General features: G+C 37.4%; 14 protein-coding genes. 10 read left to right on the top strand and 4 right to left on the bottom strand.

The window, feature by feature from the left end:
- Window positions 1-17 precede the first annotated feature (17 nt).
- Genes KEM10_RS17410 through KEM10_RS17390 form a run of 5 tightly spaced genes read left to right on the top strand, consistent with a single transcriptional unit; the run spans window position 18 to window position 11,250 of the window.
- Window positions 18-1,505, top strand: coding sequence for a TolC family protein (locus KEM10_RS17410; RefSeq protein ID WP_212217312.1), 1,488 nt, complete (start codon window positions 18-20; stop codon window positions 1,503-1,505).
- Window positions 1,506-1,523: 18 nt separating this feature from the next.
- Entirely contained in the window at window positions 1,524-2,588 is a 1,065-nt protein-coding gene (locus tag KEM10_RS17405) for an efflux RND transporter periplasmic adaptor subunit (RefSeq protein WP_212217311.1), read from the top strand.
- A gap of 17 nt (window positions 2,589-2,605) precedes the next feature.
- The gene (locus KEM10_RS17400) at window positions 2,606-5,707 is read left to right on the top strand and encodes an efflux RND transporter permease subunit (protein ID WP_212217310.1); all 3,102 of its coding nucleotides are present in this window, start codon (window positions 2,606-2,608) and stop codon (window positions 5,705-5,707) included.
- Window positions 5,708-5,732: 25 nt separating this feature from the next.
- Window positions 5,733-10,478, top strand: coding sequence for an efflux RND transporter permease subunit (locus tag KEM10_RS17395; protein ID WP_212217309.1), 4,746 nt, complete (start codon window positions 5,733-5,735; stop codon window positions 10,476-10,478).
- A gap of 43 nt (window positions 10,479-10,521) precedes the next feature.
- Window positions 10,522-11,250, top strand: coding sequence for a hypothetical protein (locus KEM10_RS17390; protein WP_212217308.1), 729 nt, complete (start codon window positions 10,522-10,524; stop codon window positions 11,248-11,250).
- Window positions 11,251-11,305: 55 nt separating this feature from the next.
- On the opposite strand, the gene KEM10_RS17385 is transcribed toward KEM10_RS17390, so the two are convergent.
- Window positions 11,306-11,575 (bottom strand): DNA-binding protein, encoded by a 270-nt coding sequence (locus tag KEM10_RS17385; RefSeq protein ID WP_212217307.1) that lies wholly within the window; start codon window positions 11,573-11,575, stop codon window positions 11,306-11,308.
- Between the two features lie 452 nt (window positions 11,576-12,027).
- Here KEM10_RS17385 and KEM10_RS17380 point away from each other — a divergent pair, with 452 nt between their 5' ends.
- Window positions 12,028-12,477 carry a DUF4293 domain-containing protein gene (locus tag KEM10_RS17380; protein WP_212217306.1) on the top strand — a complete coding sequence of 150 codons (450 nt, stop codon included), beginning with the start codon at window positions 12,028-12,030 and terminating at the stop codon, window positions 12,475-12,477.
- Window positions 12,478-12,543: 66 nt separating this feature from the next.
- On the opposite strand, the gene odhB is transcribed toward KEM10_RS17380, so the two are convergent.
- Together odhB and KEM10_RS17370 are read right to left on the bottom strand one after the other, a co-directional pair.
- Entirely contained in the window at window positions 12,544-13,812 is a 1,269-nt protein-coding gene (gene odhB, locus KEM10_RS17375; RefSeq protein WP_244825974.1) for a 2-oxoglutarate dehydrogenase complex dihydrolipoyllysine-residue succinyltransferase, read from the bottom strand.
- 53 nt (window positions 13,813-13,865) lie between these two features.
- A complete protein-coding gene (locus tag KEM10_RS17370; protein ID WP_212217305.1) occupies window positions 13,866-16,688 on the bottom strand; it encodes a 2-oxoglutarate dehydrogenase E1 component in 2,823 nt (940 codons plus the stop codon).
- 157 nt (window positions 16,689-16,845) lie between these two features.
- On the opposite strand from KEM10_RS17370, the gene KEM10_RS17365 reads away from it, so the two are divergent.
- Entirely contained in the window at window positions 16,846-19,707 is a 2,862-nt protein-coding gene (locus KEM10_RS17365; RefSeq protein ID WP_212217304.1) for a Fe-S cluster assembly protein IscX, read from the top strand.
- A gap of 136 nt (window positions 19,708-19,843) precedes the next feature.
- Here KEM10_RS17365 and trmD read toward each other — a convergent pair whose 3' ends face one another.
- Complete coding sequence (trmD, locus tag KEM10_RS17360) at window positions 19,844-20,521, bottom strand: tRNA (guanosine(37)-N1)-methyltransferase TrmD (RefSeq protein ID WP_212217303.1); 678 nt, start codon at window positions 20,519-20,521, stop codon at window positions 19,844-19,846.
- A 254-nt stretch (window positions 20,522-20,775) separates the two neighbouring features.
- Here trmD and KEM10_RS17355 point away from each other — a divergent pair, with 254 nt between their 5' ends.
- The 3 genes from KEM10_RS17355 to yidC all read left to right on the top strand — a co-directional run bounded on the left by KEM10_RS17355 (window position 20,776) and on the right by yidC (window position 26,349).
- Entirely contained in the window at window positions 20,776-22,722 is a 1,947-nt protein-coding gene (locus KEM10_RS17355; protein WP_212217302.1) for a DUF349 domain-containing protein, read from the top strand.
- Window positions 22,723-22,870: 148 nt separating this feature from the next.
- Entirely contained in the window at window positions 22,871-24,472 is a 1,602-nt protein-coding gene (locus KEM10_RS17350) for a CTP synthase (protein ID WP_212217301.1), read from the top strand.
- A gap of 20 nt (window positions 24,473-24,492) precedes the next feature.
- Window positions 24,493-26,349: a membrane protein insertase YidC gene (yidC, locus tag KEM10_RS17345; protein ID WP_212217300.1), complete on the top strand. Its 1,857-nt coding sequence runs from the start codon at window positions 24,493-24,495 to the stop codon at window positions 26,347-26,349.
- Window positions 26,350-26,442: the final 93 nt, after the last annotated feature.

Here is a 26,442-nt window from a genome sequence, read left to right as displayed (position 1 = left end):
AAACTTAATCATAAACCATGAATAAAAGTATAATTGGATTGTTTGTGCTTTTCTTTTCGATGTTTGCCATAAATGTGGAGGCTCAACGCCTGATGACTTTGGAGCAATCGGTGGAAGAAGCTCTGAAACAAAGTCCTGATATTGTTAGAGCACGATATAATCTGGAAAGATATCGAGAGTTGCTCAATGCTCAAAAAGCATCTTTGAAATCAAATTTTCGATTGGATTTATCACCTTTTCAGTATAGTAATAGCAGAAACTACGACCAGTCGAATCAAACCTGGTACAACGATGAAAATTTCACTACTTCAGGTGCGTTTAGTGTAAGTCAACCCATTTTATTTACCGATGGAGTTGTTTCATTAAATAACAACTTTGGCTGGCAAACGAATAAACGTGATGATATTAATTTCGATCCGTTTACGGGTTTTACCAACAGTTTGAATCTACGCCTGGAACAACCTCTTTTTACCTACAACAGGCGTAAAATGGAGTACAAAGAGATTGAGTTTAATTACGAAAACTCTCAATTAAATTATGCGCTTCAGGCCTTAAATGTTGAACGACAGATAACGCAGTACTTTTATCAGATTTATCAGGCTCAAATGCAGTTGATTACATCGCGTGAAGAACTGGCCAATAGAAAAAAGAGTTACGAAATCATTAAAAATAAAGTAGAAGCAGGTTTAACTGCAAAAGAAGAAATGCTTCAGGCTGAGTTGGATATGATGTCAAGCGAATCAACTGTGCAAAACAACGAAGTAGATCTGGATAATATCAAAGATAACTTCAAACAAATGTTAGGCATGGACTTTTCGGAAGAGATAATGGTTGTTGCTGAAGTTTCTGTTTTACCGGTAGATATTGACCTTCAGAAAGCAACTGGTTTTGCACTTGAGAACAGAATGGAAATTCGACAAAGAGAAATTGATGTTGAAATGGGGTTGTTTGATCTGATTACCACTAATGCTACCAATGAGTTTAAAGGTAATTTGGCTGTTCAGGTGGGGTTGTTCGGTAATGCTGAAAATGTGAATAACATCTACGACCGGCAAAACAGGAATGATAACCAGGATGTACAGTTTACTTTGGAAGTGCCGTTGTGGGACTGGGGAGAGAAAAAAGCACGTATGGAAGCAGCTCGATTGGCTCAGGAAACTAATGAATACAATCTGTTGGATGAAAAAAAGAACATTGTTCTATCTGTGCGCCAAATAGAACGTAATCTAAAAAATTATCTGAAGCAGATTGAAATAGCCAGGAAGAATGAAGAAAATGCCCAGCTGACATACGAAATTAATCTGGAGAAATATCAAAATGGTGATTTAACCAGTATGGATTTGAATCTGGTGCAAAATCAGCTAACTCAGGCTAAGAATAATAAAATTGATGCTCTGATCAGTTACAAACTTGAATTGTTGAATATGAAGCTTCAAACACTATTTGATTTTGAAAATCAAAGAAGCATTATGCCTGATGTTATTAATTACGAAACCATACAATAAGCCTTAAATACAAAATCGATGAAAATATTACAACATACTCTTTTAGTTGCTGCCACACTGGCTGCACTGTCGTCTTGCAGAAACGAATCTTCGAGCTTTGATACGGATGTTGCCGTTAATGTATCAGTTGAAGAAGTAAAATATAAACCCATTGAGCAAACTTTGGTTACAACAGGTTCTATTACTCCAACAATGGATGTAACAGTTACCTCCGAGGTGGCAGGTAATTACCTTTTACAAACCAATCCGGCAACAGGACAGAAATATAAGATGGGTGATCTTGTTAAAAAAGGACAACTCATCATTAAGCTGGAGGATAAGGAGTACGAAAACAATACTAATATTGAAGGTACTAAGCTGGAAATGGAAATTTCTGAGATGGAATATACCAAGCAACAAGCCTTGTATGAAAAAGGCGGTGTAACCAAACGAGAACTGGTTAATTCAGAGAATACACTTCTTTCTGCTAAACAGTCGTATGAGAATGCTCAGATTGCAATGGGCAAAATGGATGTGAGAGCTCCTTTTACAGGTGTAATTACTGATCTGCCTTATTTTACTCCCGGCATCAGGGTTGAAAGTGGTACCGAAATAATGAGTATGATGGAATATACCACCATGGTAATGGATTTAAGTATGCCTGAAAACCTAATGGGGCATGTACAGATGGGGCAACCGGTAAATATTATGAATTATTCATTACCTGATGACACCTTAAAGGGACGTATCTCTGAATTGTCACCAGCCATTGATGTGGAGGCCCGTACTTTTAAAGGACGTATAAAAGTGGAAAATAAAGATGCTTTGTTAAAGCCAGGTATGTTTGTTAAGGCTGAAATTGTTGTGGACCATCGCGATAGTGCTTTAGTTATTCCAAAGGATGTAATTTTAACAGAAGGAAACCGTAAATTGGTTTATGTAGCTAAGAAAGAATTAGCAGAGAAAATATATATCCGCACAGGTATTGAAACTATAAACGAAGTAGAGGTGCTAGGAAAAGAATTGCAGGAAAATGACCGACTGATTGTGAAGGGCTTTGAGACCTTGAGAAATCGATCAAAGATTAACATCGTTAAAAAGTAATCCTTTAAATTGAATTTATGAGAGCCATTTCACGATTCTCAGTTAATTATCCGGTCACCGTTGCAATGATTGTTTTGGCCACTATTTTGTTGGGCATAATATCATTATCGCGTTTGGGAACGGATTTATTTCCTGAAATGCAAAATCCACGCATTTATGTTGAGCTGGATGCGGGTGAGCGATCGCCCGAAGAAATAGAAAAGCGTTTTGTTGATCAGATAGAGGCACTATCGGTACGGCAAAGTGGAGTTACCAATGTTTCATCGGTCAGTAGAGTTGGTTCAGCTGTTATTACCGTTGAATATGATTGGGGTAAAGATATTGATGAGGCGTTTTTAGATCTACAGAAAGCCCTTACAACAGTTAGTCAGAATGAAGATATAGAAGAGTTAAATATTTCACGTTTTGATCCTAATGCATCACCAGTAATCAAAGCCGCATTCCGAAACGACGAAATTACTGATATGAATGAGCTACGAAAAGTGGCTGAAAACTATATTCGTAATGAATTAATCAGAGTGGAGGGAATTGCTGATGTTCGAATATCGGGCGATGAAGAAGCCCAGGTATTAGTTGTAGTTGATCCGGGTTTGCTAGAGGTTAACGGATTAACCATGTCATCGGTTTTGAGTACCATAAATAGTTTTAACCAAAATGTATCAGGTGGATCTATTGAAGAAATGGGCCAACGATATATTATTAAAGGATTAAGTGCTTTAACCCATTTAGATGATGTACGAAATCTGGTGGTTAAAACAACCGGTACATCAAATACGTCAACCGCAACTTCAACTGCTGCTACTAATACAGCAACATCAGCTATATTATTAAAGGATGTTGCTCAGGTACGATTTCAAAACCGTGACCCTGAAAGTATCGTTCGGTTAAATGGAGAGCGTTGCTTAGGTGTTTCTATTTATAAAGAGACAAAATTTAATACGGTTGAAGCTGTTGAGAAGCTTGAAACAGCATTTGCTTCCATTCAAAAGCGATTACCTTCTTATGAGTTGGTTGTTATTAATAATCAGGGAAGATTCATACAAAGTGCAATTGGCGAAGTGCAAGAAAGTGCACTTATAGGTATTATCTTCGCAGTATTTGTGTTGTTTATTTTTCTTCGTCGCTTTGGTGTTACATTAATAGTAAGTTTAGCCATACCAATCTCTATAATTGCCACTTTTAATCTGATGTATTTTAATGGTCTTACCCTTAATATTATGACATTGGGAGGACTGGCCTTAGGTGCTGGAATGTTGGTTGATAATGCCATTGTGGTGGTTGAAAACATCTTCCGGAAGATGCAGCAGGGAATACCATTAAAGGATGCAGCAATTGATGGTACCAGCGAAGTGGCAGGTGCCTTGGTGGCATCAACCCTTACAACCATTGTGGTGTTTTTACCCATTGTTTACATTCAGGGAGCATCAGGAGAGTTATTTAAAGATCAGGCCTGGACAGTTGCATTCTCGTTACTATCATCTCTGGTGGTTGCCTTATTGGTTATTCCGGTAATGAGTAATCTCTTCTTAAAAGGGAAAAAGAAGAAGGAAGTAAAGGTGATTGAGCAGGAAGCCGGATTTAAATCATACGGTAGGTTTTTAAACGGAGTTCTTGAAAAGAAAGGGTGGATAATAGCTGGTAGTGTTGCATTGGTTGTATTAACAGTTTTGGTTATTCCTATGGTAGGAAGTGAATTTATGCCCGAGACACAATCAAACGAAATAACTGTTGAAACTGTTTTGCCTGCCGGGACTTCATTAAACCGAACCGATGCTACTCTGCTGCAAATGGAAGAAATGGTGAAAGGTTCTTTTGGTGATCAGTTAAAGACAATCTATACGCATGCAGGTCCTGAATCAAGCGAATCAACTTCTTCAACTGAGCAAGGTGAAAATACTGGTTATTTAAAACTGGTTTTGAAAGATGAGGTTCATATTGCCTTTACAGATTTAGTGAGCCATATCAATCAACTGTTTGATGGAGTAGAAGGTGTGGAGTTGCGATATGTACAAGATCAATCGGCTTTACAAACAGTATTAGGAACCGATGAAGCACCCTTATTAATCGAGGTTTCGGACGAAAACTCAGATTATCTGGAAGAAGCATCGGCTTTGGTTTCAGAATTACTGCGCGAGGATAATGATGTTTACAATGTTAAGAGTTCGTTTGAAGATGGTGCTCCGGAAGTTAACATTGTTATCGATAGGGTTAGAGCCGGAATATTTGGTTTAGATGTGAGTACCATAATGTCAAGCGTTTCTGATTATTTGTCGGCAAGAGATGGAGGAACAATGGAAATGAAAGGGGAATTAACCAGTATTAAGCTTGAAACACCTGATGTGCGTTTGGAAGAATTGAAGGATTTAAAAGTTTCTACAGGAGAGAGAGAAGTTTTTCTTTCTGAAGTATCAAAAATAAGTATTGGTCAGGCACCCCGTGAGTTAATTCGTAATAATCAAAAGAGGGTGGCAAAAATTACAGGAATGGTCAGCGACCGTATACCGTTTGATCATTTGGTAAATGAGCTGGAAACAAAAATTACTCAACTCGATGCTCCTCCAACATCAACCATTAAAGTACTGGGGCAGGAGCAAAGACGAAAAGATGCCTTTGGTAGCTTACAATTTGCTTTAATATTGTCTATTGTGTTGGTGTACATGGTAATGGCTTCTCAGTTTGAGTCGTTAATTCATCCATTTACCATTCTGCTGACTATACCTTTGGCAGGTGTGGGTGCTGTTTGGGCCTTCTTTTTACTGGGTAATACATTTAACATTATGGCCTATATCGGTATTGTGATGTTAGGTGGTATTGCAGTAAATGACTCCATTATACTGGTTGATGCCATCAATCAGTTCAAACGATCGGGCATGGAGTTAAAAGAAGCCATTGTGGCGGCAGGCCAACAACGAATCAGACCCATTTTAATGACCAGTTTAACAACCATACTGGCATTAGTCCCCTTAACCATTGGTTTTGGCGATAGTGCCTCGTTACGCGCTCCAATGGCAATTGCTGTTATTGGGGGACTGGTTACGTCTACATTGCTAACGCTGGTTGTTATTCCGTGTGTGTATCATGTATTTGACCGATTGTTTGCCAGAAAACAACATAGTTGATCATTATCATCCAAAGAAACAGTAAATGAGAGAAATTATAAATAGGAAGGTACTGATCAGCATGCTCTTTGTGGCACTTACCATGTTGGGTGTTATCTCATACAAACAATTGAAGTTTGAGCTGATACCCAATACCGAACTACCTATGCTTTTTGTCAATGTTCAGGCAACAGCCCAGCTCGACCCAAAGCACATGGAGCAGGAGGGAGTAATTCCCATTGAAGGTTTGGTGAGTACTCTCGAAGGAATTGAAAAAATCGAAACGCGCATCAGACCGGGTAGTGCAACCTTATTTGTTTATCTGACCAAAGAAACGAATACTAAATATGCCTATCTGAAGCTGGTTGAAAAAATTGAAGGTTCATCATCAGTGTTGCCTGATAATATGATGGCAACGGTTATTAAGGCTGATTTGGAACAGATGAACAATCAGTTTATGACTATACAGGTCCGTGGAGAAGGTGGCGTTGATCGTATTCGAAATATTATAGAACAGGATCTGCTTGAACAATTGCAGAGTATTGATGGTATTTCAAGTGTTCAGGTGAGCGGTGGTCGTCAGAAGTCGGTTGAGATTATTTTCAACCAGGAGGTACTGGATAGCTACGGTTTGACATCAGGGCAGATCAGCCGGATGATTACACAGGGGCAAAATGAAAAAGTTTTTGCCGGTGAGGTAGTAAAAGATGGACGCAGGTATTATGTGACTGCTGAGGCTGACTACAACCATATAGATGAGATTAAAAATATTGTTGTTAAGGATGAGGGACCTGTTTTACTGAAGGATATTGCCATTATAAATTTTGGTGTTAAAGAAGAAGATTCGTATAGCCGAGTTAATGGTTTGGAGACAGTTTCCATCAGTATGGCTAAGGCTTCGCAGGTAAACCTGATTGATCTTTCGAAGAATACATTAAAAGTAATTGATAGAATCAATCAGGAATATGAAAGCAAAGGACTGGAGTTGGTAGTAGAAACCAACTCAGCCGAAACCATGGAAAGCAACCTTGATAGTATCATTGAACTGGCTATTATTGGAGGGATTTTGGCTTTGTTTATTCTTTGGATATTCCTGAATAATATTCCGCTGGTGGGAATGGTAATGTTATCAATACCGATTTCGGTTTACGGAGCTTTTAATTTCTTTTATGCCGCCAACATTTCCATTAATGTATTAACATTGGTTGGATTAGCTTTAGCCATTGGAATGTTACTTGATAACAGTGTGGTGGTGATGGAAAACATCTATCGGGTAGCTTCCAAGGGTAAGCATTCGAATGATGAAAGTGTTATTAAAGGAACCAAAGAGGTGTGGCGATCGGTAGCAGCTGCTACCTTAACAACCATATCTGTCTTTTTACCTTTTGTGTTTTCCGAGAATGTAATGTTTCGCGAGGTAGCCCGTCATGTAAGTGTATCAATAGTTTCAACGCTTGTAGTGTCACTGTTGGTTGCTTTACTACTGATACCAATGCTTAGTCACTTGTTCTTGTCGGGCATAATGAAGCATAAGATTGAAGCTTTAGAAAAATTATCGTTACATAATCGTATCGTTCAGTATTACATCTTGCTGTTAAAAGCAACATTACGAAAGCCGGCTGTCACTATTTTATCAGTGATTCTGTTGTTTTTCATGGTTCTGATAATTTCAGTAGGAGTTAGCATTACCAGTGCAAGAGAAGCAGAAACACCTGAATTTAACATTTCGGTTGATATGTCGTCCGGATCAACACTGGATAATACGGATATTGTAGTGCGCGAGATTGAAAAACGCTTGGAAGATCTGGGTGAGAAAGAGGATGTTATTAGTCGTGTGCAGGACGAAGAAGCTTCATTAACGATTAAATTGGTTGAAGACTACAAAGGAGTGGCTAAAAGAACCATTCCTGAAATCAGACAAGATATACAACAACGTATTAACAATGTTAGAGGAGGTCAAATAAGCCTGACTCAAAGTTCAACCAGCTCCATGGGTGGTGGCGGTGGCGGCGGTTTTGGGGCTAACCCCGGAGCCGGCATGATGATGATGATGGGACTGGGAGAACAGGAAGAGAAAGTAGTGATTAAAGGAGAGGATTACGATCAGATGTTGATGGTTGCCAACGATATCAAATATTACCTCGAAAATAATATTGATAATATGCAAAGGGTCAATATTTCATCCTCCAATAATCGACCAGAGGTGCATTTAAATATGGATCCGTATTTAATGGGCTTATTTAACGTCTCTCCGCAAAATGTTTTATCCGAACTATCAACGTTTCGGGGAGAAGTAAGTTCCGGTGGTCAACTGAAGGTAAATAACGAGACTTACGACATTGTAATGAAGACGCTGGATGACCCACAGCAAACAGAAATACCTCCTAAAACGATGGAGGAATTGCAGAAACTTAACGTAACTACTGCAAGTAATACCATTATTCCATTACACAATTTTTCCGAGATAAATTATGCATCGGGACGTTCTGAAATATTAAGAGTCAATCAGGAAAAGCAAATTGAAGTTTATTATCGTTTTGCTGATGAGGTGAATGAATCAAACACATTATTAGAAGATGCTCGTCAACAGATAGATGATTTGGTTGCAACCATTCCTTTACCAACATCAGTATCGGTTGATGTTATTCACGAAGAGGATGTATTTGCTGATTATAAGTTTCTGGCCATGGTGGGACTGATCCTTATTTTTATGATTTTGGCATCGGTATTTGAATCCTTAACCGCGCCAGTGGTGATGCTATTCTCAGTACCCTTAGCTGCCATTGGTTCATTACTGGCATTGGTATTGACCGGTAATTCATTAATGAATTTCAATAGTTTTATAGGTTTCTTAATTCTGCTGGGTGTAGTGGTGAATAATGGAATTCTTTTAATCGATTATTCACGACAACTGCGTAAAGAAGGTTATGGTCATGCCAGAGCCTTAATGCAAGCAGGTATTTCACGTATTCGCCCTATTACCATTACTGCCATTACCACTATTATTGCCATGATGCCACTGGCTATGGGTAAGTCAGAATATGTAAGCATCTTAGGAGCTCCGTTTGCTATAACAGTGGTTGGAGGGTTAGCATTCAGTACTTTACTTACTTTGGTATTTATGCCAACTTTTGCATTTGGTTTTGAGCATTCACTCGAATGGATCCGATCTTTGCCTGTAAAATTGAAATTGGTTATTTTCTTTTTCTGGGGTTTAGGAATTTGGTTTGTTTATGCATGGTCCGATGTTTCATTTGCCTGGCAATTACTTTATTATGTGTTGATTTTTGCTGGTGTACCAGCTGTGGTATATTTTATACGCTCATCACTGCGAATGGCCAATAGCCAGTTAATTGCTCAGGATGATGAAGTTACTATTACGGTTCGTAACCTGGTAAAAGTGTATGATCGCGATGGGCGTTTTACCCGTGAAAGAAAAGCCAGAGATGGCAAGCATAAAGAGCTATTATCGAAAAAAGAGGTTGATTTGAAAGAAAGCCTGAAAAAGTTGATTTGGCAATTGCCATTATTGGCTTTTATGGGATATTTCACCTGGTGGTATCTCGAGTCAAAATTCATGGGACTGGTATTCACAATGATCAATTACTTCATCTTAAAAGCTGTTTACGATGCAATTGCATTATTATGGAGGTATAACAGACAAACGGAAACGTCTGCTAAATGGGATAAAAGAATATTATTCGTTTTCAAATATGGTTATCCTTTGGTTGCTTCAGTAGTTTATTATTTCCATTGGGAATCTTTGTCAACGGCTATTACTACTGCATTAATATGGTACCTGTTATTGGCATTAATCGCTTCAGGTAACAAGTTAAAACGTGAAAGAACCAATATAGAACGAGTGACAGGACGTTTTGCCGGTATGCGCAGAAGTTACTATAGGTTTTTGAGAGGCATTCCTTTTATTGGCAAAGAAAAAACACCATTTAAAGCTTTAAAAGGAGTTTCGTTAGATATTAAAACCGGTATGATTGGTTTGCTGGGACCTAATGGTGCCGGTAAAACTACTTTAATGCGCATTATTTGCGGTATTTTAGATCAGAGTTATGGTAAAGTTTATATCAATGGTTTTGATACAGCAGAGAAGAGAGAAGAGCTGCAAGGTTTAATTGGTTACTTACCTCAGGAGTTTGGAACGTATGAGAATATGTCGGCCTTTGAGTTTCTGGACTATCAGGCGATGCTTAGAGGAATCAATAATGATGATTTAAGAAAAGAACGGTTAGAATATGTGCTGAAGTCGGTACATATGTGGGAGCGAAAAGATGATAAGATCGGATCATTCTCAGGAGGTATGAAGCAGCGTATTGGTATTGCCATGATTTTACTTCACTTACCTAAAATATTGGTGGTTGATGAGCCTACTGCAGGTTTGGATCCACGTGAGCGTATCCGATTCCGTAATTTGCTGGTGGAACTGAGTAAAAACCGTGTGGTATTATTTTCGACCCATATCATTGAAGATATTTCAAGCTCTTGTAACCAGGTGGCTGTTATGAAGCGTGGAGATCTCAAATATTGGGGTGTTCCTAACGAGATGGTAAATATTGCCAAGGACAAAGTATGGCAGTTTGATGTGATAGCAAGTGATTTTGAAGAGGTGAATAAGAAATTTACCATTGTTCATCACATGCGCGACGGTGATAATATTCGGGTTCGCTGCTTAGCTAAAGAAAAACCAACAGAGAGTGCCATACCTGTTCAAGCTGTTTTAGAAGATGCCTACATGTGGTTGTTGAAAAATGATGAATTAAATCAAAAGGCTCAATAAACGTTTATCAATCTGTTTTCTTAAAAATGAAAAATCGAAGTAAATGGAAAATTTAAAATATAGTTTAAAAAAAGGGATAAGCGGAACCTACATCACTTTTATAAGGTATAACCTAAAGGTAGTATTTGGGAACAAATTTGTCTACTTTCTGGGAGCTTCATTAATCTTTTATTTTCTGGTTACACTAATCAATTTGTTTACATCCGATAGCGAAAGTATTCAAGGGGTTTACTATCAGTTGATGTTTCCAGCCTTTTTATTGATTTTCTTTCCTACATCATACGGGATACAAAATGATGAAGATGCCCGGATTCTGGAGATTCTGTTTGGTATACCCAATTATCGATACAAAATATGGCTATTACGTTTGGTAATTGCTTATTTTATTGTGTTCTGGTTTATATTCATTATGGCTTCACTAAGTAGTGTTCTGATTATAAATGTGCCTAAATGGGAGATGACTTTGCGATTGATGGTTCCGGTTGGTTTTATTGGTATGATGGGATTCTTTTTTAGCACAGTGGTAAAGAACGGTAATGGAACAGCTGTAGTGGTGGTAATTATTGGTCTCTTAGCCTGGATTTTAGTTGAACTTTTAGGTAATAGTGCCTGGAATCTGTTTTTAAATCCTTTTGACTTACCTAATGATATGAGTGAAGTTGTTTGGTCAAATATTGTTGCAAAGCATATCCGAACGTGGCTGATAGTATCGGTCGTAGCAGGGTTATGGGGCTTACTTAACCTACAACAGCGAGAGAAGTTTATAAAATAGCAGATAGAAAAAAAGCGCCTTTAAGGCGCTTTTCTTATATTGAGTATCGTACAGACTAACTTTCAGCCATTCTTCCTTGATGGCTTAAAATATCGCGGGCCATTTCTAATATTGTAGTATCATCCAATTCCACAATTCCACCATCCGGGCCTTGCTCTAAATGGATTCCTACACTTCTACCTCGATCGTAGTTGGCACCGCCAAAGTAATTTCTTACAGTCTCTACGTCGAGGTGTAATTCTTCTGCTATTGTCTTAATACTTCCATCAGGCAGACTATCTTTAATCTTCCTGAGTTGATTAAATGTGATTGTTGCTGTACTCATATTGATAAGTTTTAAGTAACACAATACTGAGTAATAAATATAAAAAAATAAATTAGATATTAAAATTAATTTAATATTAAAGTGTTAATTATGAGCTATATTATCGCGCGATGTTTTGTGTCGAATTCGATCGTAATGCATTGTGTTGAAAAGGATGTAATTGATTAGCCAGGTAAGGATTGCTTGTATGTTAAAGATAGAATTGGAGAGTAAGAATAGGTTACTAAAAATTGATGAAATTGTAATGTCTATGTGGCAAAAAGTTAATATTTAAGATAGTGTATATTTATACAGTTTTTAGCTCCTATTATTTCGCTCCGGAAAAATAAGAGCTAAGCTATTTACCTTGTCTTATTGAAATTTAAACCTTTTTTGGGTGTGATAAAGAATATTGTTGTGGTATTAGGGCCGAAATATTAAATTCGCATGTTCAAAAAAGAAAATTAATACACATGATACAACGTATTCAATCTGTTTATCTACTAATTAGTGCACTATTAACGGGCAGTATGTTTTTTGTGTCATTAGCCGATTTGGCAAATGATGATGCTACTTATACTCTTTTATATAGGGGATTGGCAAATAGTGAAGAATTAACTACACAAACTTTACCATTAGCTATTTTGGTAACGGTTACCACATTAGTTTCGTTGGTAACAATCTTTTTATATAAAAAGAGAATGCTTCAAATTCGTCTATGTGGTTTAAATATGGGATTGCTATTAGGTACTACAGGAATGATTTATTTCCTGGGATCGCAAGCGGCAAAAGAACTGTCAGCTGAGATTTCATATAACATACCAATGGTATTTCCAATTGTTGCTTTAATTATAACCTTTCTGGCAATTAGATCGATTGGTAAAGACGAAGCCTTAATAAAGTCAATGGATAGAATACGATAAGGAATTGTAAGAGATAAAAAACGGGATTTCTATTTGAAATCCCGTTTTTTTGGTTTTATGATGTCTTTAAAATCCCAGTACCTGTTCTTCTGGATTATAACCACCTTGCAATAACTTAGCAGGATCTTCCAGCATTTCTTTTACTTTCACCAAAAATCCAACCGAATCTTTCCCATCAATAATTCTGTGATCATAGGAGAGAGCCAAATACATAATAGGTCGTATTTCTACCTTACCATTCACAGCCACCGGACGCTCAACAATGTTATGCATCCCCATGATGGCTGATTGTGGAGGATTGATGATTGGAGTACTAAGCATCGATCCAAAAACACCACCATTGGTAACCGTAAATGTTCCTCCATTCATTTCTTCAATACTAATCTTTCCTTTACGTGCTTTTTCAGCCAGATTTTTAAGAGTTGATTCAACATTGTGAAGTTGAAGTGTTTCAACATTTCTGATAACCGGTACCATTAATCCTTTAGGCGTTTGCACAGCAACTGAAACGTCATGGTATTCGGGCATCACTATTTCATCTCCGTCAATCATGGCATTTACCATAGGGTGATGTTTTAAAGCCAGTGAAGCAGCTTTTATAAAGAAGGACATAAAGCCTAATTTAACACCATGGGTATCTATAAATTTATTTTGATACTTTTTTCTCAGTGCCATTACAGCCGACATATCTACTTCGTTAAAAGTAGTGAGCATGGCTGTTTCGTTTTTAACTGCAACCAAACGTTGACTTAGCTTCTTTCTAAGATTCGTCATTTTTTGGCGCTCCATCTCACGGCTTGTTTCACGAGCAATAAATGCTGAGCTTGTACTTTTTGAACTATCAGCAATTGGTGCATTTTTAGCTAATTCAACCTCCTTGGACGATATTCTTTTGAGTCCGTTAATAACATCATCAACTGATAGATTGGCCTCTTCCATCATTTTTTTTGCTAGTGGCGAAACCTTTGCTTTATCGTACTGAGTTGAGGTTTTTGTTGGAGCCGTATTTTCTTTAGCAGGTTCTTTTTTCTGTGTCTCTTCCTTTTGTTCTTCACTAACCGGTTCATCTCCTGATGGGGCAGAAGGTGCTTCGCCTGCAAACTCGGTATCTATTGAGCAGGCAACCGAATCAACAGCGACTGTTTCTCCGGCTTCAACCAAAATTTTAACCTTTCCGGCTTCACTAGCTAATAATGCAAGCGTTGCCTTATCAGATTCAATTTCGGCTAATTCCTGATCTTTTGCCACAATATCTCCATCTGAAACAAGCCAGCTGGCAAGCTCCACTTCTGAGATGGATTCTCCTGGGGTAGGGACTTTTATTTCAACTATCATATTTCAACATTTCTGAGTCAGACCAGAGGCCTGAAAAGGGTAATTTAGATTGTTTAAATAGAGAACCTCGGTGGTTCTTCAAAATATTTATGTTGTTTCAGAATTTCTGTTCTGGTTTTTCCTTCAACACATTGTAATCCACAGTATTTCTGTTTGCGTTTACAATGACATTTTTTGAATACTTTATTAATTATCTCTGTTTGTCCAACAACATGAAGACCATTTAACCCTGTAGCCGGACTTCCACTTGCCAGTCTTGCAACAGGAACTAATTCAACATCCTTCATTTTGTTTTGAATGTAATACCATGCTCCCATGTTTTCTGGCTCTTCCTGAACCCATAGATGCAATAAAGCATTTTTATATCTCTTATTGATAGCTTCTACCTGCTCCTTTGGATAAGGGTGAAGCTGCTCAATTCGAACAAGAGCTATATCTGTAGCATTTAATTCTTCTTTACGGGCAAGTAAATCGTAATAAACCTTACCATTACAATACACAACTCTCTTAACCTGATCTACTTCAACATTGTTATCGTCAATAACTTCTTTAAATCCATCTTTAGTAAAGTCTTCAATGGAAGAAACACATTTAGGGTACCTTAACAGACTTTTAGGAGTAAACACTACCAATGGAACCCTGAAATTACGTTTGACTTGACGACGTAATACATGAAAAAGATTGGCTGGTGTGGTACAGTTAATAATTTGCATATTGTTTTGTGCCGATAAGGAAAGGAATCGTTCAACGCGCGCACTCGAATGTTCAGGTCCTTGTCCTTCAAAGCCATGGGGAAGAAGTAAAACCAAGCCATTCATCAAGCCCCATTTTTCTTCGGCCGACGATATGTACTGGTCGATAATAACCTGAGCTACGTTGTAGAAGTCTCCAAATTGAGCTTCCCAAATGGTTAAACCACTTGGTTTTGCTAAGGCGTATCCGTACTCAAACCCCATTACTCCATATTCAGATAGCAGGGAATTATAAATATCAAATTTCGCCTGGTCTTCAGTAATAAATTGTAAAGGACGGTATCGTTCTTCACTATCTTCAACGGTCATTACAGCATGGCGGTGAGCAAAAGTACCACGTTCAGCATCCTGACCACTTACACGAACCGGATGACCTTCGGTTAGCAAAGAGGCATAAGCCAGCTGTTCTCCAAGCGCCCAATCAAGTTTATCATTATCAACCATCGAAATACGGTCTTTAACTATCTTCTCTAGCTTCTTGAAGAATTTTTTGTCCTCCGGTAAATGATTTATTCTATCCAATAAGAACTGAGCCTTTTCCTTCTCTATTGAAGTATTAGGTGATTGTTTAAAATCTGCGTCATTTGAATATTCATATTCCGTCCAGTCATCATGTAAGAAACGTTGTATAATAACCTTATCAATTTCTTTTGATGCTGATAAGGCATCCTCAAGTTGTTGATTAAAGTTATTGGCTTCTTTCAATGCGTCTTCTTTCGACACTATATTTTCCTCCTGTAGTTTCAGATTGTAAATGTCACGAGGATTTGGATGTTTAGCAATCGCTTTATATAGCGTTGGCTGGGTAAATCTAGGTTCATCACCTTCGTTATGTCCATATTTTCGATACGAAAGAATATCAATAAAAACATCGGAATTAAAACTCTGACGAAATTCAATAGCCAGCTCAACTGCGTAAACCAGTGCCTCCACATCATCACCATTTACATGAAAAACCGGTGATCGGGTTACTTTACCCACATCAGTACAGTAAGTCGACGAACGGGCATCAAGATAATTGGTGGTGAAACCTACCTGGTTGTTAATAACAATATGAATGGTGCCTCCGGTTTTATATCCTTCCAACTGGGCCATCTGAACTACTTCGTAGGCTACACCTTGCCCGGCAATGGCAGCATCGCCATGAATGACAACAGGAATTACTTTATCGTAGTTTTTATCGTATTTATGATCAATCTTTGACCGTGAAATACCCTCAATGATTGGAGCCACCGTTTCGAGGTGGGATGGGTTAGGAGCCAGGTTAACTCTAACTTTTTTGCCTGTTTCGGTTTCTATATCATTGCTGTATCCAAGGTGATATTTAACATCTCCCAATGAAATGCCATCCTCGTATTCATCGCCATTAAACTCTTTAAAAATATTTTTATATGGCTTTTGTAAAATATTGGTCAGTACATTTAAACGCCCCCGATGAGCCATACCAATCATTACTTCCTCAACTCCCATTTCAGCCCCTTTATTAATAAGAGCATTTAAGCCGGGAATAAGCACTTCAGATCCTTCGAGAGAAAAGCGTTTTTGGCCTACAAATTTTTTGTGAATAAAGCTTTCGAAACCTGCAGCCATATTTAACTGGTGAAATATCTTACGCTTTTTTTCTGCGCTGAATTTAGGAGTGTTTAGCTCCATTTCCATCTTACCTTTTAGCCAACTAACAACTTCGGGATGTCGAATGTAGAGATATTCCACTGCTACTGATTGACAATAGGTTTGCTGTAAATGTTCAATTATTTTGCGAAGTGGAGCTTTGCCAATACCAATTTCGTTACCGGCATGAAAAGTAGTATCCAAATCTTTTTCTGATAACTTAAAGTTCTCCAGGTCCAGGGTCGGATAGTATTTTCGACGCGATCGAACAGGATTTGTTTTGGTAAAAAGGTGTCCTCTTTGACGGTAAGCATGAATCAGGTCTAATACCAGAAATTCTTTATCAACCAGTCCGGAACCATTGGGTTGTGCGTAGTTTTCAACTGCAAAGTCAAATCCCTGAAAAAATCGTTGGTAACTTTCGTCTACCGACTCAGGATCGTTTTTATACTGTTGGTATAATTGATCGATGGCTTCTATGTTACTGTTGCCAACGAATGAGAATTTATCCATAAGAATTTAGTTTCCTATTGATTATAAATGTTAGTACAGAACAATAGGTTCTGCTTTCGGGGCAGCAAAGTTAAGCAAATAGTATACTAACATCTGTCAGTTATGTCTTATTTTAAGTACAAATGTTTAATTTCAACCTCGAAAATCAAATATACTTATGACATCAGGATTCCTTAACGCCATTGCCTCGTATTATTATCAAAAAACAGACTTGTCGAAATATTGTTTCGTGTTTCCGAGTCAAAGGGCTGGTATTTTTTTCACAAACCACCTCAGACAGTTAATTAAGGAACCTGCCTGGTCGCCAAAGATTATTACGGTTAACGATCTGTTTGCTTCTTTGTCATCTTCAATAGTGGCCGATAACATAACCTTATTATTTACTCTACATCGTATTTATGCGCAGGTAACCGGTAAAGAGATCAGCTTTGAAGAGTTCTTGCCCTGGGGAGAGATGCTGCTGAATGACTTTGATGATATAGATAAATACCTGGTTTCGGTTGAACAGCTATTCTCAAACCTGGTATCATTAAAAGAACTGGATGATGATTACTCTCATTTGACAGAGAGACAATTGGAAGCCATACAATCATTCTGGAGTGCATTCGAACAGAAAAAAAGATCAGAACATCAGGAATATTTTTTGGAAGCATGGAAACAAATTCCCAGAGTTTATAAGGCATATCGCGAAGAGTTACAGAAGGATGATTTGGCTTATGAAGGAATGGTTTATCGTATTATTGCTGAAAAACTGATTATTGGTGATGAGGTTGATATTCAATGGGAAAAAGTGGTTTTTGTTGGTTTGAACGCCTTAACCCCTGCAGAAAATAAGTTGATGAAGCATCTGCAAAAGAAGAAAATGGCTGATTTCTTTTGGGATTACTCGCCCTGGATGATGGAGAAAGGTGAGGAAGTGAATTACAAACGTCGTGGACCCGGGTTCTTTATCGAAGAAAATTTATTGCATTTTCCTTCACCAAAAGATTTTAAGATGCCCTTAATTCAGGAAGGGCCAGAAATAACCATAACAGCCGTTGCCAACCCAACCGAACAATTAAAATCAGTTCACCAATTTTTGGAAGACGAATATGTGAGAGATATGAAATCGGCCGTGGTATTGGCTGATGAAACCTTATTGATGCCGGTGTTACATGGTATTCCTCCTAAGGTTGATAAGGTAAATGTTACTATGGGTTATCCTTTGAATCATACGCCTGCATTTGGTTTGATTGATTTATTATTGAATATGCAGCAGCAAATCCGTAAAAGTAGCGGAAGTGATGTTTGGATGTATCATCGTCATGTATTACCGTTGTTGCAACAACAGTATATTACAATGTTAGCGGTTGAAGATACCCGAAAACTGCATAAACAACTGGTTAAGAAAAATGCCATTTTTGTAAAAGCCAGCGAATTACATATCAATGATTTGTTTGCAAGTATTTTTACAAAGGTTGATACCGGTTCTCAGTTATCGACCTATTTAATTGAAATTTTGGGTAAGGTTTATGAACTGCTTCAACCCGATGAAAATAAAATACTTGAAAAGGAATTTATTTTTGCTTTACAGAAATGTATCGTTCGTTTGCAGGATTTATTAGAGCAAAATGCCCAGGCTGATATTGATACCAAAACTTGGGTTCGGTTATTCAAAAAACTGGCTGAATTTCAAACGGTGCCATTTCGGGGGGAACCCTTAGCCGGTTTGCAAGTAATGGGTATTCTAGAAACCCGTGCTCTTGATTTTGATAAGCTAATAATATTGGATTTAAACGAAGGTGTATTTCCACGAACATCAGCACCCAATACTTTTATTCCTGCCACACTTCGGTCTGGATTTGATCTGCCAACCATAGAATTTCAGGATACTATCTTCTCATACTATTTCTTCCGATTAATACATAGAGCTAAAAAAGTTGAGGTTTTGTATTCAACCGGTGCGCAAGGAATGAAATCTAACGAAATGAGTCGGTACTTGTATCAGTTAAAGTACGAGTTTAATGCAAAAATCAGTACACGCACTCTATCTGGGCAGGTACAGTTGTTAAATCCACCCATTGTTAGCTCCGGTAAAGGCGAAAAGGTAATGGAGCGATTGTCTGTTTTTAAATCAGAAAACGATAAAATGCTTTCACCAAGTGCTCTATCAGTGTATATCGAGTGCCCGATGCGCTTTTTCTATCAGAAAATTGCCGGTATTAAAGAGCCTGATGAAATTACCGAAGAGGCTGATGCCCGTATTTTTGGATTGATTTTTCATGATGCTGTGGAGCAATTGTATCAAGATAAAATAGGGAAGGAAGTGACAGCTGAGGATGTTGATTATTGGTTGAAAAACACAATAATTATAGATCAGCTGATTAAAGATGGCTTTAAAAAGTTTTTGATGATGGATTATGATCAGGGACGGCAATCGTTTGCCGAGATACAAGGTCGTAATGTTATGGTGTTTGAGGTGATAAAGCGATATCTAATTCAATTCTTAAAACTCGAAAAGAAAAAGGCTCCGTTTACCATCCTCGATTTGGAAAAAAAGGTACAATGGAATTACACTACTACAGAGGGATTGAATCTAAGGCTGGGGGGTATTATCGATCGTTTGGAAGAAAAAGATGGTATTTGGAATATTATGGATTATAAGACAGGATCAGGAGTTGCAGAAACATACTCTATTACCGAACTGTTTGATACCGACAAACACAAAAAAAATAAAGCCATCTTTCAAACATTGTTGTACTCTTTGATACTGGATGAGACAGAGGATTCCTTGGTTCCCAAACAACCATCGGTAATTTGGGTGCGCGATGTATTTAAGTCAACTTACGATACGAAATTATATTTGAAGGAGGGAAGAAGTAAGAAAAATCCAATTCTGTTACAATCAGTGAAAGACCAATTTAAAGCAAACCTCGAAAACTTACTCGAAGAAATATACAATGAAGAAGTACCATTTAAAGGAGCTGAAGATACTGATAAATGTAGGTACTGCACTTATAAGGTGCTTTGTAATAGATGACAATAATTATTAATTATCAAAGGCTAATGATGACTGAAAGTTGAATTGTAGAGTTGTTGAACTGTTGAATTGTTCATTATATTAGTTTCAATTTAACAATTGTGCGACTCAACAATTAAACAATACAAACTAACCATTAATCCTCAAGCAGATCCGGTCGTATTTGTTTGGTACGTTCAAAGGCTTTTTTCTCGCGCCACTCATCTATCTTAGCATCATTACCGCTTAATAAAACATCGGGTACTTTCCAACCATTATAATCAGCCGGACGAGTGTAAACCGGGTGAGAAAGCAAACCATCCTGAAAACTATCAGTTAAAGCAGAGGTTTCATCAGACATAACACCGGGTATTAAACGGATTACTGCATCACTGATTACAGCAGCCGCCAATTCACCACCTGTTAAAACGTAATCGCCAATGGTGAGTTCCATAGTAATGTAATGATCGCGAATGCGTTGATCTACCCCTTTGTAATGCCCACACAGTATAATAATATTGCCAGATAACGATAAAGTATTGGCAATTTTCTGATTAAAGCGTTCTCCATCAGGAGTTACATATATAATATGATCGTAATCTCTTTCCGATTTCAGTTTATCGATTAAATCAGCTATGGGTTGAATAGTCATTACCATTCCGGCACCTCCGCCAAAAGAGTAATCATCCACTTTTTTGTGCTTATCAAGCGAATAATCCCTGATATTATGAAAATGCATTTCTACCAAGCCCTTATCCACCGCTCTTTTTACAATTGATTCGGTTAAAGGCCCTTGAAACATATCAGGAAAAAGTGTAAGTATATCTATTCGCATTACAATCCTATATTTTGGCGCAAAGATAATAATATTGAATCAAGAATTATCAATGCATAATGTAACAGGTTTAAATCAAATAATAGTCGCTTTATTTTTGGTTGGAAAAGAGACTTGTTTAACGTACATATATAGTAATGTTAATATTTGATTTTTAGCAAAAAAGTTTGCCACTTAAGCGATAAACAATATATTCGTAAGATAAAAGAATTGAGACAGAATCAGTGGATTCTGCGAATTAGAACTGAAAGCTTATGGAAGCAAATGACCTAAACAAACCATTGGAAGATGAAAATGGTTTGAATTCAGAAAATCAATCTGAAAATGTGCCTGTAGAGAACACTGCGTCTGAAAAAGAAGAAACGAAAGAAGAAAAAGTTGAAGTTCAACCAGAACCAAAGGATGCAGAAAAGGTTTCTGCGGAGGTAGCGGAGAAGGATTCAGACGAGGAAAAGGATAAAACCGAGGAAGTTGAGTTGGAGCCGGTTGACCATATTATGCTTCATAAAGATGAATTGGTCAAGCGCCTGAAAGATGTATTAAAGAACTATCCGGTTGAGAAAATTAAGGAAGAAGTAGAAGCCATTAAAGGAGCTTTCTATAAAAAACATAAGGCTGAGCTTGAAGACCTGAAGCGCAAGTTTGTAGAATCAGGTGAGTTGGAAGAAAACTTTGCACCTCCGGTTGATAGCCTTGAGATTGACTTAAAGCGCTTGTTGCAGGAGTTTAAAGCACGAAAAGCTGAGTTTAATCGTCGTTTGGAAGAAGAAAGACAAAATAACTACCAGGCCAAGTTAGATGTAATAGAAGGTATCAAGGAATTGATTAATGGACAGGAATCATTAAATGAAACTTTCCAGGCTTTCCGTGATTTACAGCAACGCTGGCGTAACATAGGACATATTCCACAAGAGAAAGTGCATGATTTGTGGGAGACCTACAACTATCATATCGAGAATTTTTATAACTACATAAAAATCAATAAAGAGCTTCGTGATTTAGATCTGAAAAAGAATTTGGAAGCTAAAATTGGTCTTTGTGAGAAAGCTGAAAAATTATTGTTGGAACCAACCATAGTAAAAGCTTTTAAAACATTACAGAAGTATCACGATCAGTGGCGCGAGATTGGTCCTGTACCTCATGATAAAAAAGAAGATTTATGGGCTCGTTTTAAAGAGGCTACTTCTTTAATTAACAAACGTCATCAAGAATATTTTGAAGGATTAAAAGATCAGTTACAAAAAAATCTGGAGGCTAAAACAGAGTTATGCGAAAAAGCAGAAGCATTGATTCATGTTGAATTGCACTCACCCAAAGAATGGGAAGCCAAAAGTAAGCAATTGATTGAATTGCAAAGTATCTGGAAGACGATTGGATTTGCACCTAAAAAAGATAATAACAAAATATACGAGCGTTTTCGTTCAGCTTGTGATTCATTTTTTAATGCAAAACGCGAATTCTTTAAGTCATATAAATCAGAGCAGACTCATAACCTGGAGTTGAAAACAGAATTGTGTTTGCAAGCTGAATCGATGAAAGAAAGTACTGATTGGAAACGTACAACCGATGAGTATATTAAGATTCAGAAACGTTGGAAAGAAATAGGACCTGTTCCTCGTAAGCAAAGCGATGCTATTTGGAAACGATTCCGATCGGCTTGTGATGCTTTCTTTGATCATAAATCAAACTTCTTTAGTCATAAAGACGAAGAGCAAGAGAAAAACCTGGAGTTGAAAGAAGCTCTGATTAAGGAAGTAGCTGCTTTTGAAGCATCTGATAACTCAGAGGAGAATTTTAATAAGTTACAGGATTTTCAGCATCGTTGGTCCGAGATTGGTCATGTGCCAATTAAAGATAAAGATCGAGTAAATCAGGAGTTTCGTGGTTTGATTAATCAATATTTCGATAATTTAAATTTGGATGAGTATCATAAGAATGTTGAGAAATTCCGAAATAAGATCGAGAATTATAAGACGAACAATTTGTCGGGCGACAGATTAACTCAAGAGCGAAATAAGATTATTAATAAATTAAAACAACTTGAGAACGACATTACGGTTTGGGAAAATAACATTGGATTTTTTGCCAAATCGAAAAAGTCGGAAGCCTTGGTTCGTGACTTCAAACATAAAATTGAAACAGGACGACGAAATATCAAGTTACTTAACAAGAAGTTAGACATGTTGGAAGACATGGATTAGTAATAAAATAAGAGGGTCGACAAAAAGTCGACCTTTTTTTTGTCGCAAAGCACTAATGATTCATCGTTTTTGATGGTATTTTTCTACCTTTGTGGTTTTTAATTTTGACTCGTCGGAGTTGATGGATTAATAATTTAAAAATACTGTTGTGCCAGAAACAAGATATGTATTTGTCACAGGGGGTGTAGCCTCCTCATTGGGAAAAGGAATTATATCAGCCTCGTTGGCTAAGTTGTTGCAAGCAAGAGGTTATAGTGTTACAATTCAAAAGTTGGATCCGTATTTGAACGTGGATCCCGGAACGTTGAACCCGTATGAGCACGGAGAATGTTATGTAACTGAAGATGGTGCCGAGACTGATTTGGATTTGGGACACTATGAGCGTTTTCTAAATGTGCCTACATCGCAAGCTAACAATGTTACTACAGGTCGTATATACCAAAATGTGATAAATAAAGAGCGTAAGGGCGATTATCTGGGTAAAACTGTTCAGATTATTCCTCATATTACCGATGAGATCAAACGTAATATCAAATTACTTGGCAGCAAGCATAAGTACGATGTGGTAATTACCGAAATTGGTGGTACGGTTGGTGATATTGAATCATTACCATATGTTGAGGCAGTGCGTCAGTTAAAGTGGGAACTGGGACACAGAGCTGCAGTTATTCATCTTACCTTGGTTCCTTACCTGAATGCGTCGGGTGAGTTAAAAACCAAACCAACACAACACTCGGTTAAAGCATTATTAGAAATTGGTGTTCAACCTGATGTTCTGGTGTTGCGTACCGAGCACGATTTAACAACAGATATCCGTAAAAAAGTAGCATTATTCTGTAATGTGAATCCAAAGGCTGTTGTGCAGTCAATTGATGTAAAAACTATTTACGAGGTTCCTGTTAAGATGCAGGAAGAAGGGTTGGATGAAATTATTCTTGAAAAAGTACAATTACCTATTGCTGAGAAACCAGCCTTAAAAGAATGGAAAGGTTTCTTGACAAAAATGAATAAAGCCACTAAAGAAGTTAAGATTGGTTTAGTGGGTAAGTATGTTGAGCTGGCTGATGCTTATAAATCCATTATAGAAGCATTGATTCATGCGGCTACTTACAACGATCGTAAAGTAAAAATTGAACTAATTCATTCAGAAGGATTGACGGATACAAATATTGCCGAAAAATTGAATGGATTAGATGGTGTTTTGGTTGCACCCGGATTTGGACATCGTGGTATTGAAGGTAAGTTAGTTGCTGTAAAATATGTTAGAGAAAACAATATTCCATTCCTGGGTATTTGTTTAGGAATGCAATGTGCTGTAATTGAATATGCTCGTAACGTTTTAAATTTACCTGAGGCCAATTCAATTGAGATGAACCATAAAACAGCTGATCCGGTAATTAACCTAATGGAGGATCAGAAGAATGTGAGTGAAATGGGGGGTACCATGCGTTTGGGAGCTTATGAGTGTTCGTTAGTAAAAGGAACCAATTCGGCACAAGCTTATGGTAAAGAGCTGGTTCACGAACGTCACCGTCATCGCTACGAATTTAACAGTGAGTATATCGAAGCTTATGAAAAAGGTGGTATGAAAGCTGCCGGTTGCAACCCTGATACCGGTTTGGTTGAGATAATGGAAATTCCAGCACATAAATGGTTTGTTGGGGTTCAGTTCCACCCTGAATATAGCAGTACGGTTCTAAAACCTCACCCAATTTTCATGGCATTTATTAAAGCCGCTATCTCTGAATAAAAAAATATAACAAGTTTAAAATGGATAGAAATTCAATAACTGGAATTATACTAATTGTGCTCATTTTTGGGTTCTTCACATGGTGGAATCAGCCATCGGATGAAGAATTGGCTGAGCAAAAACGAGTTCGTGATTCTATAGCATTAGTAGAACAGCAAAACGCAGAAGCAGAACGTCAGGCAAAAGCAGCAGCTGATTTAGCTGAAGAAACTAAAGTTGTAGAAGAAAAGGATTCAGCAACTATTGCGCAGGAAAAAAGCAGTAGATACGGATTATTAGCTGATGCAGCAGAGGGTGAGCAAAGTTTTGTTACTTTAGAAAATGATGTAATGAAGCTTACATTGAGCAATAAAGGTGCTCGTGTTTATTCAGTAGAATTAAAAGAATACAAAAATTACGATGAGAGTCCTGTTATACTAATGGATGGCGATAAAAACCGCTTTGGTTTTAAGTTTACTCATAGTAGCCGATTCTTTCATACCAACGATTTATACTTTACTGCATTACCACAAACTTCATCCAATAAAGTTGATTTTGTTGTAAATGCTGCTGAAGGTAAATTAGTTTTCTCATACGAATTACCCGAAAATAGTTATATGGTTGATTTTAATATTGCCACTCAAAATTTGGGTAATGTTATTGCAACCAGCAACGGATCGTTGGATATCGACTGGGATATGGAAGTGCCGGCTCAGGAAAAAGGAGTTGGTTTCGAACGTCGTTATTCAGGTATTTACTATCGTTTTGCTGAAGACGATGTGGATCACATATCTGCAAGCGGTACAAAAACGGAAGAATTAAGAACTAAGTTAAAGTGGGTAGCTTTTAAAGATCAGTTCTTTTCATCAGTATTCATCTCAAATGATAACTTCTTAAGCGGAAATGTAAAGGCTGTTACACCAGAAGATGATAATGAGCCTGTTATTATGGATGCAACAGCTATGGTTGCCGTTCCTTTTAGTGGAAACGATCAGCACAGCTTTAACTTTTATTTTGGTCCTAATGACTTTAAAGCATTAAAACCTTATGAAGATTTAGGCCTTCGTCAGTTAGTTTATTTGGGCTGGAGCTTTCTTCGTTACATCAACCTGGGTGTAATTGAGGTTTTCCATTTCTTTGAAAGATACATAAGTAATTATGGATTAATCATCTTATTATTAACTGTTTTAATTAAGTTGATTCTTTTCCCATTTACTTATAAGTCATATGTTTCAACAGCTAAGATGAAGGTGTTGAAGCCTCAGATTGAAGAGATCAACAAGAAGATACCAAAGGATAAAGCAATGGAGCGTCAGCAGGCGACCATGGCCTTGTATCGAAAGGCAGGAGTAAATCCTATGGGTGGATGTTTACCTATGTTATTCCAGATGCCTATATTGTTTGCCATGTTCCAGTTTTTCCCGGCATCAATTGAACTACGTGGTGAGAGCTTTTTATGGGCAACAGATTTGTCATCGTACGATGCTATTATTAGCTGGACAGGTGATATTCCATTAATCACTAAATTCTATGGTAATCATATTAGCTTGTTTACCTTATTAATGGCAGCTACCAATATTGTATATACTTATATCAACCAGGAGATGACTCAAAGCAGTCAGCAAATGCCAGGTATGAAAGGTATGATGTATATGATGCCTGTAATGTTCCTGGTATTCTTTAATAATTATGCAGCAGGTTTAAGTTATTACTATTTCATCTCAACTTTAATAACCATTGGTCAAACATTATTGATCCGTCGTTTTGTTGATGAGAAAGCTTTATTAGCTAAACTTAAGGCTAATCAAAAGAAACCAAGTAAAAAATCGAGTTTTCAAAAGCGTTTAGAAGACATGCAAAAACAGCAACAAATGTCTGCTCGTAATCGTAAGAAATAAATATTAGAGAATTAGATAATGTTAAAAAGGCTGTTCCATATTTGGGGCAGCCTTTTTTATTTAACTGTATTAAAATAAAGTGGTTACTTTTTA

The sequence above is a fragment of the Carboxylicivirga linearis genome, from assembly GCF_018271995.1.
Lineage (GTDB): Bacteria > Bacteroidota > Bacteroidia > Bacteroidales > Marinilabiliaceae > Carboxylicivirga > Carboxylicivirga linearis.
The sequence above is the reverse complement of the archived record's forward strand: the minus strand, read 5'-3'. Positions and strand labels throughout refer to the sequence as shown.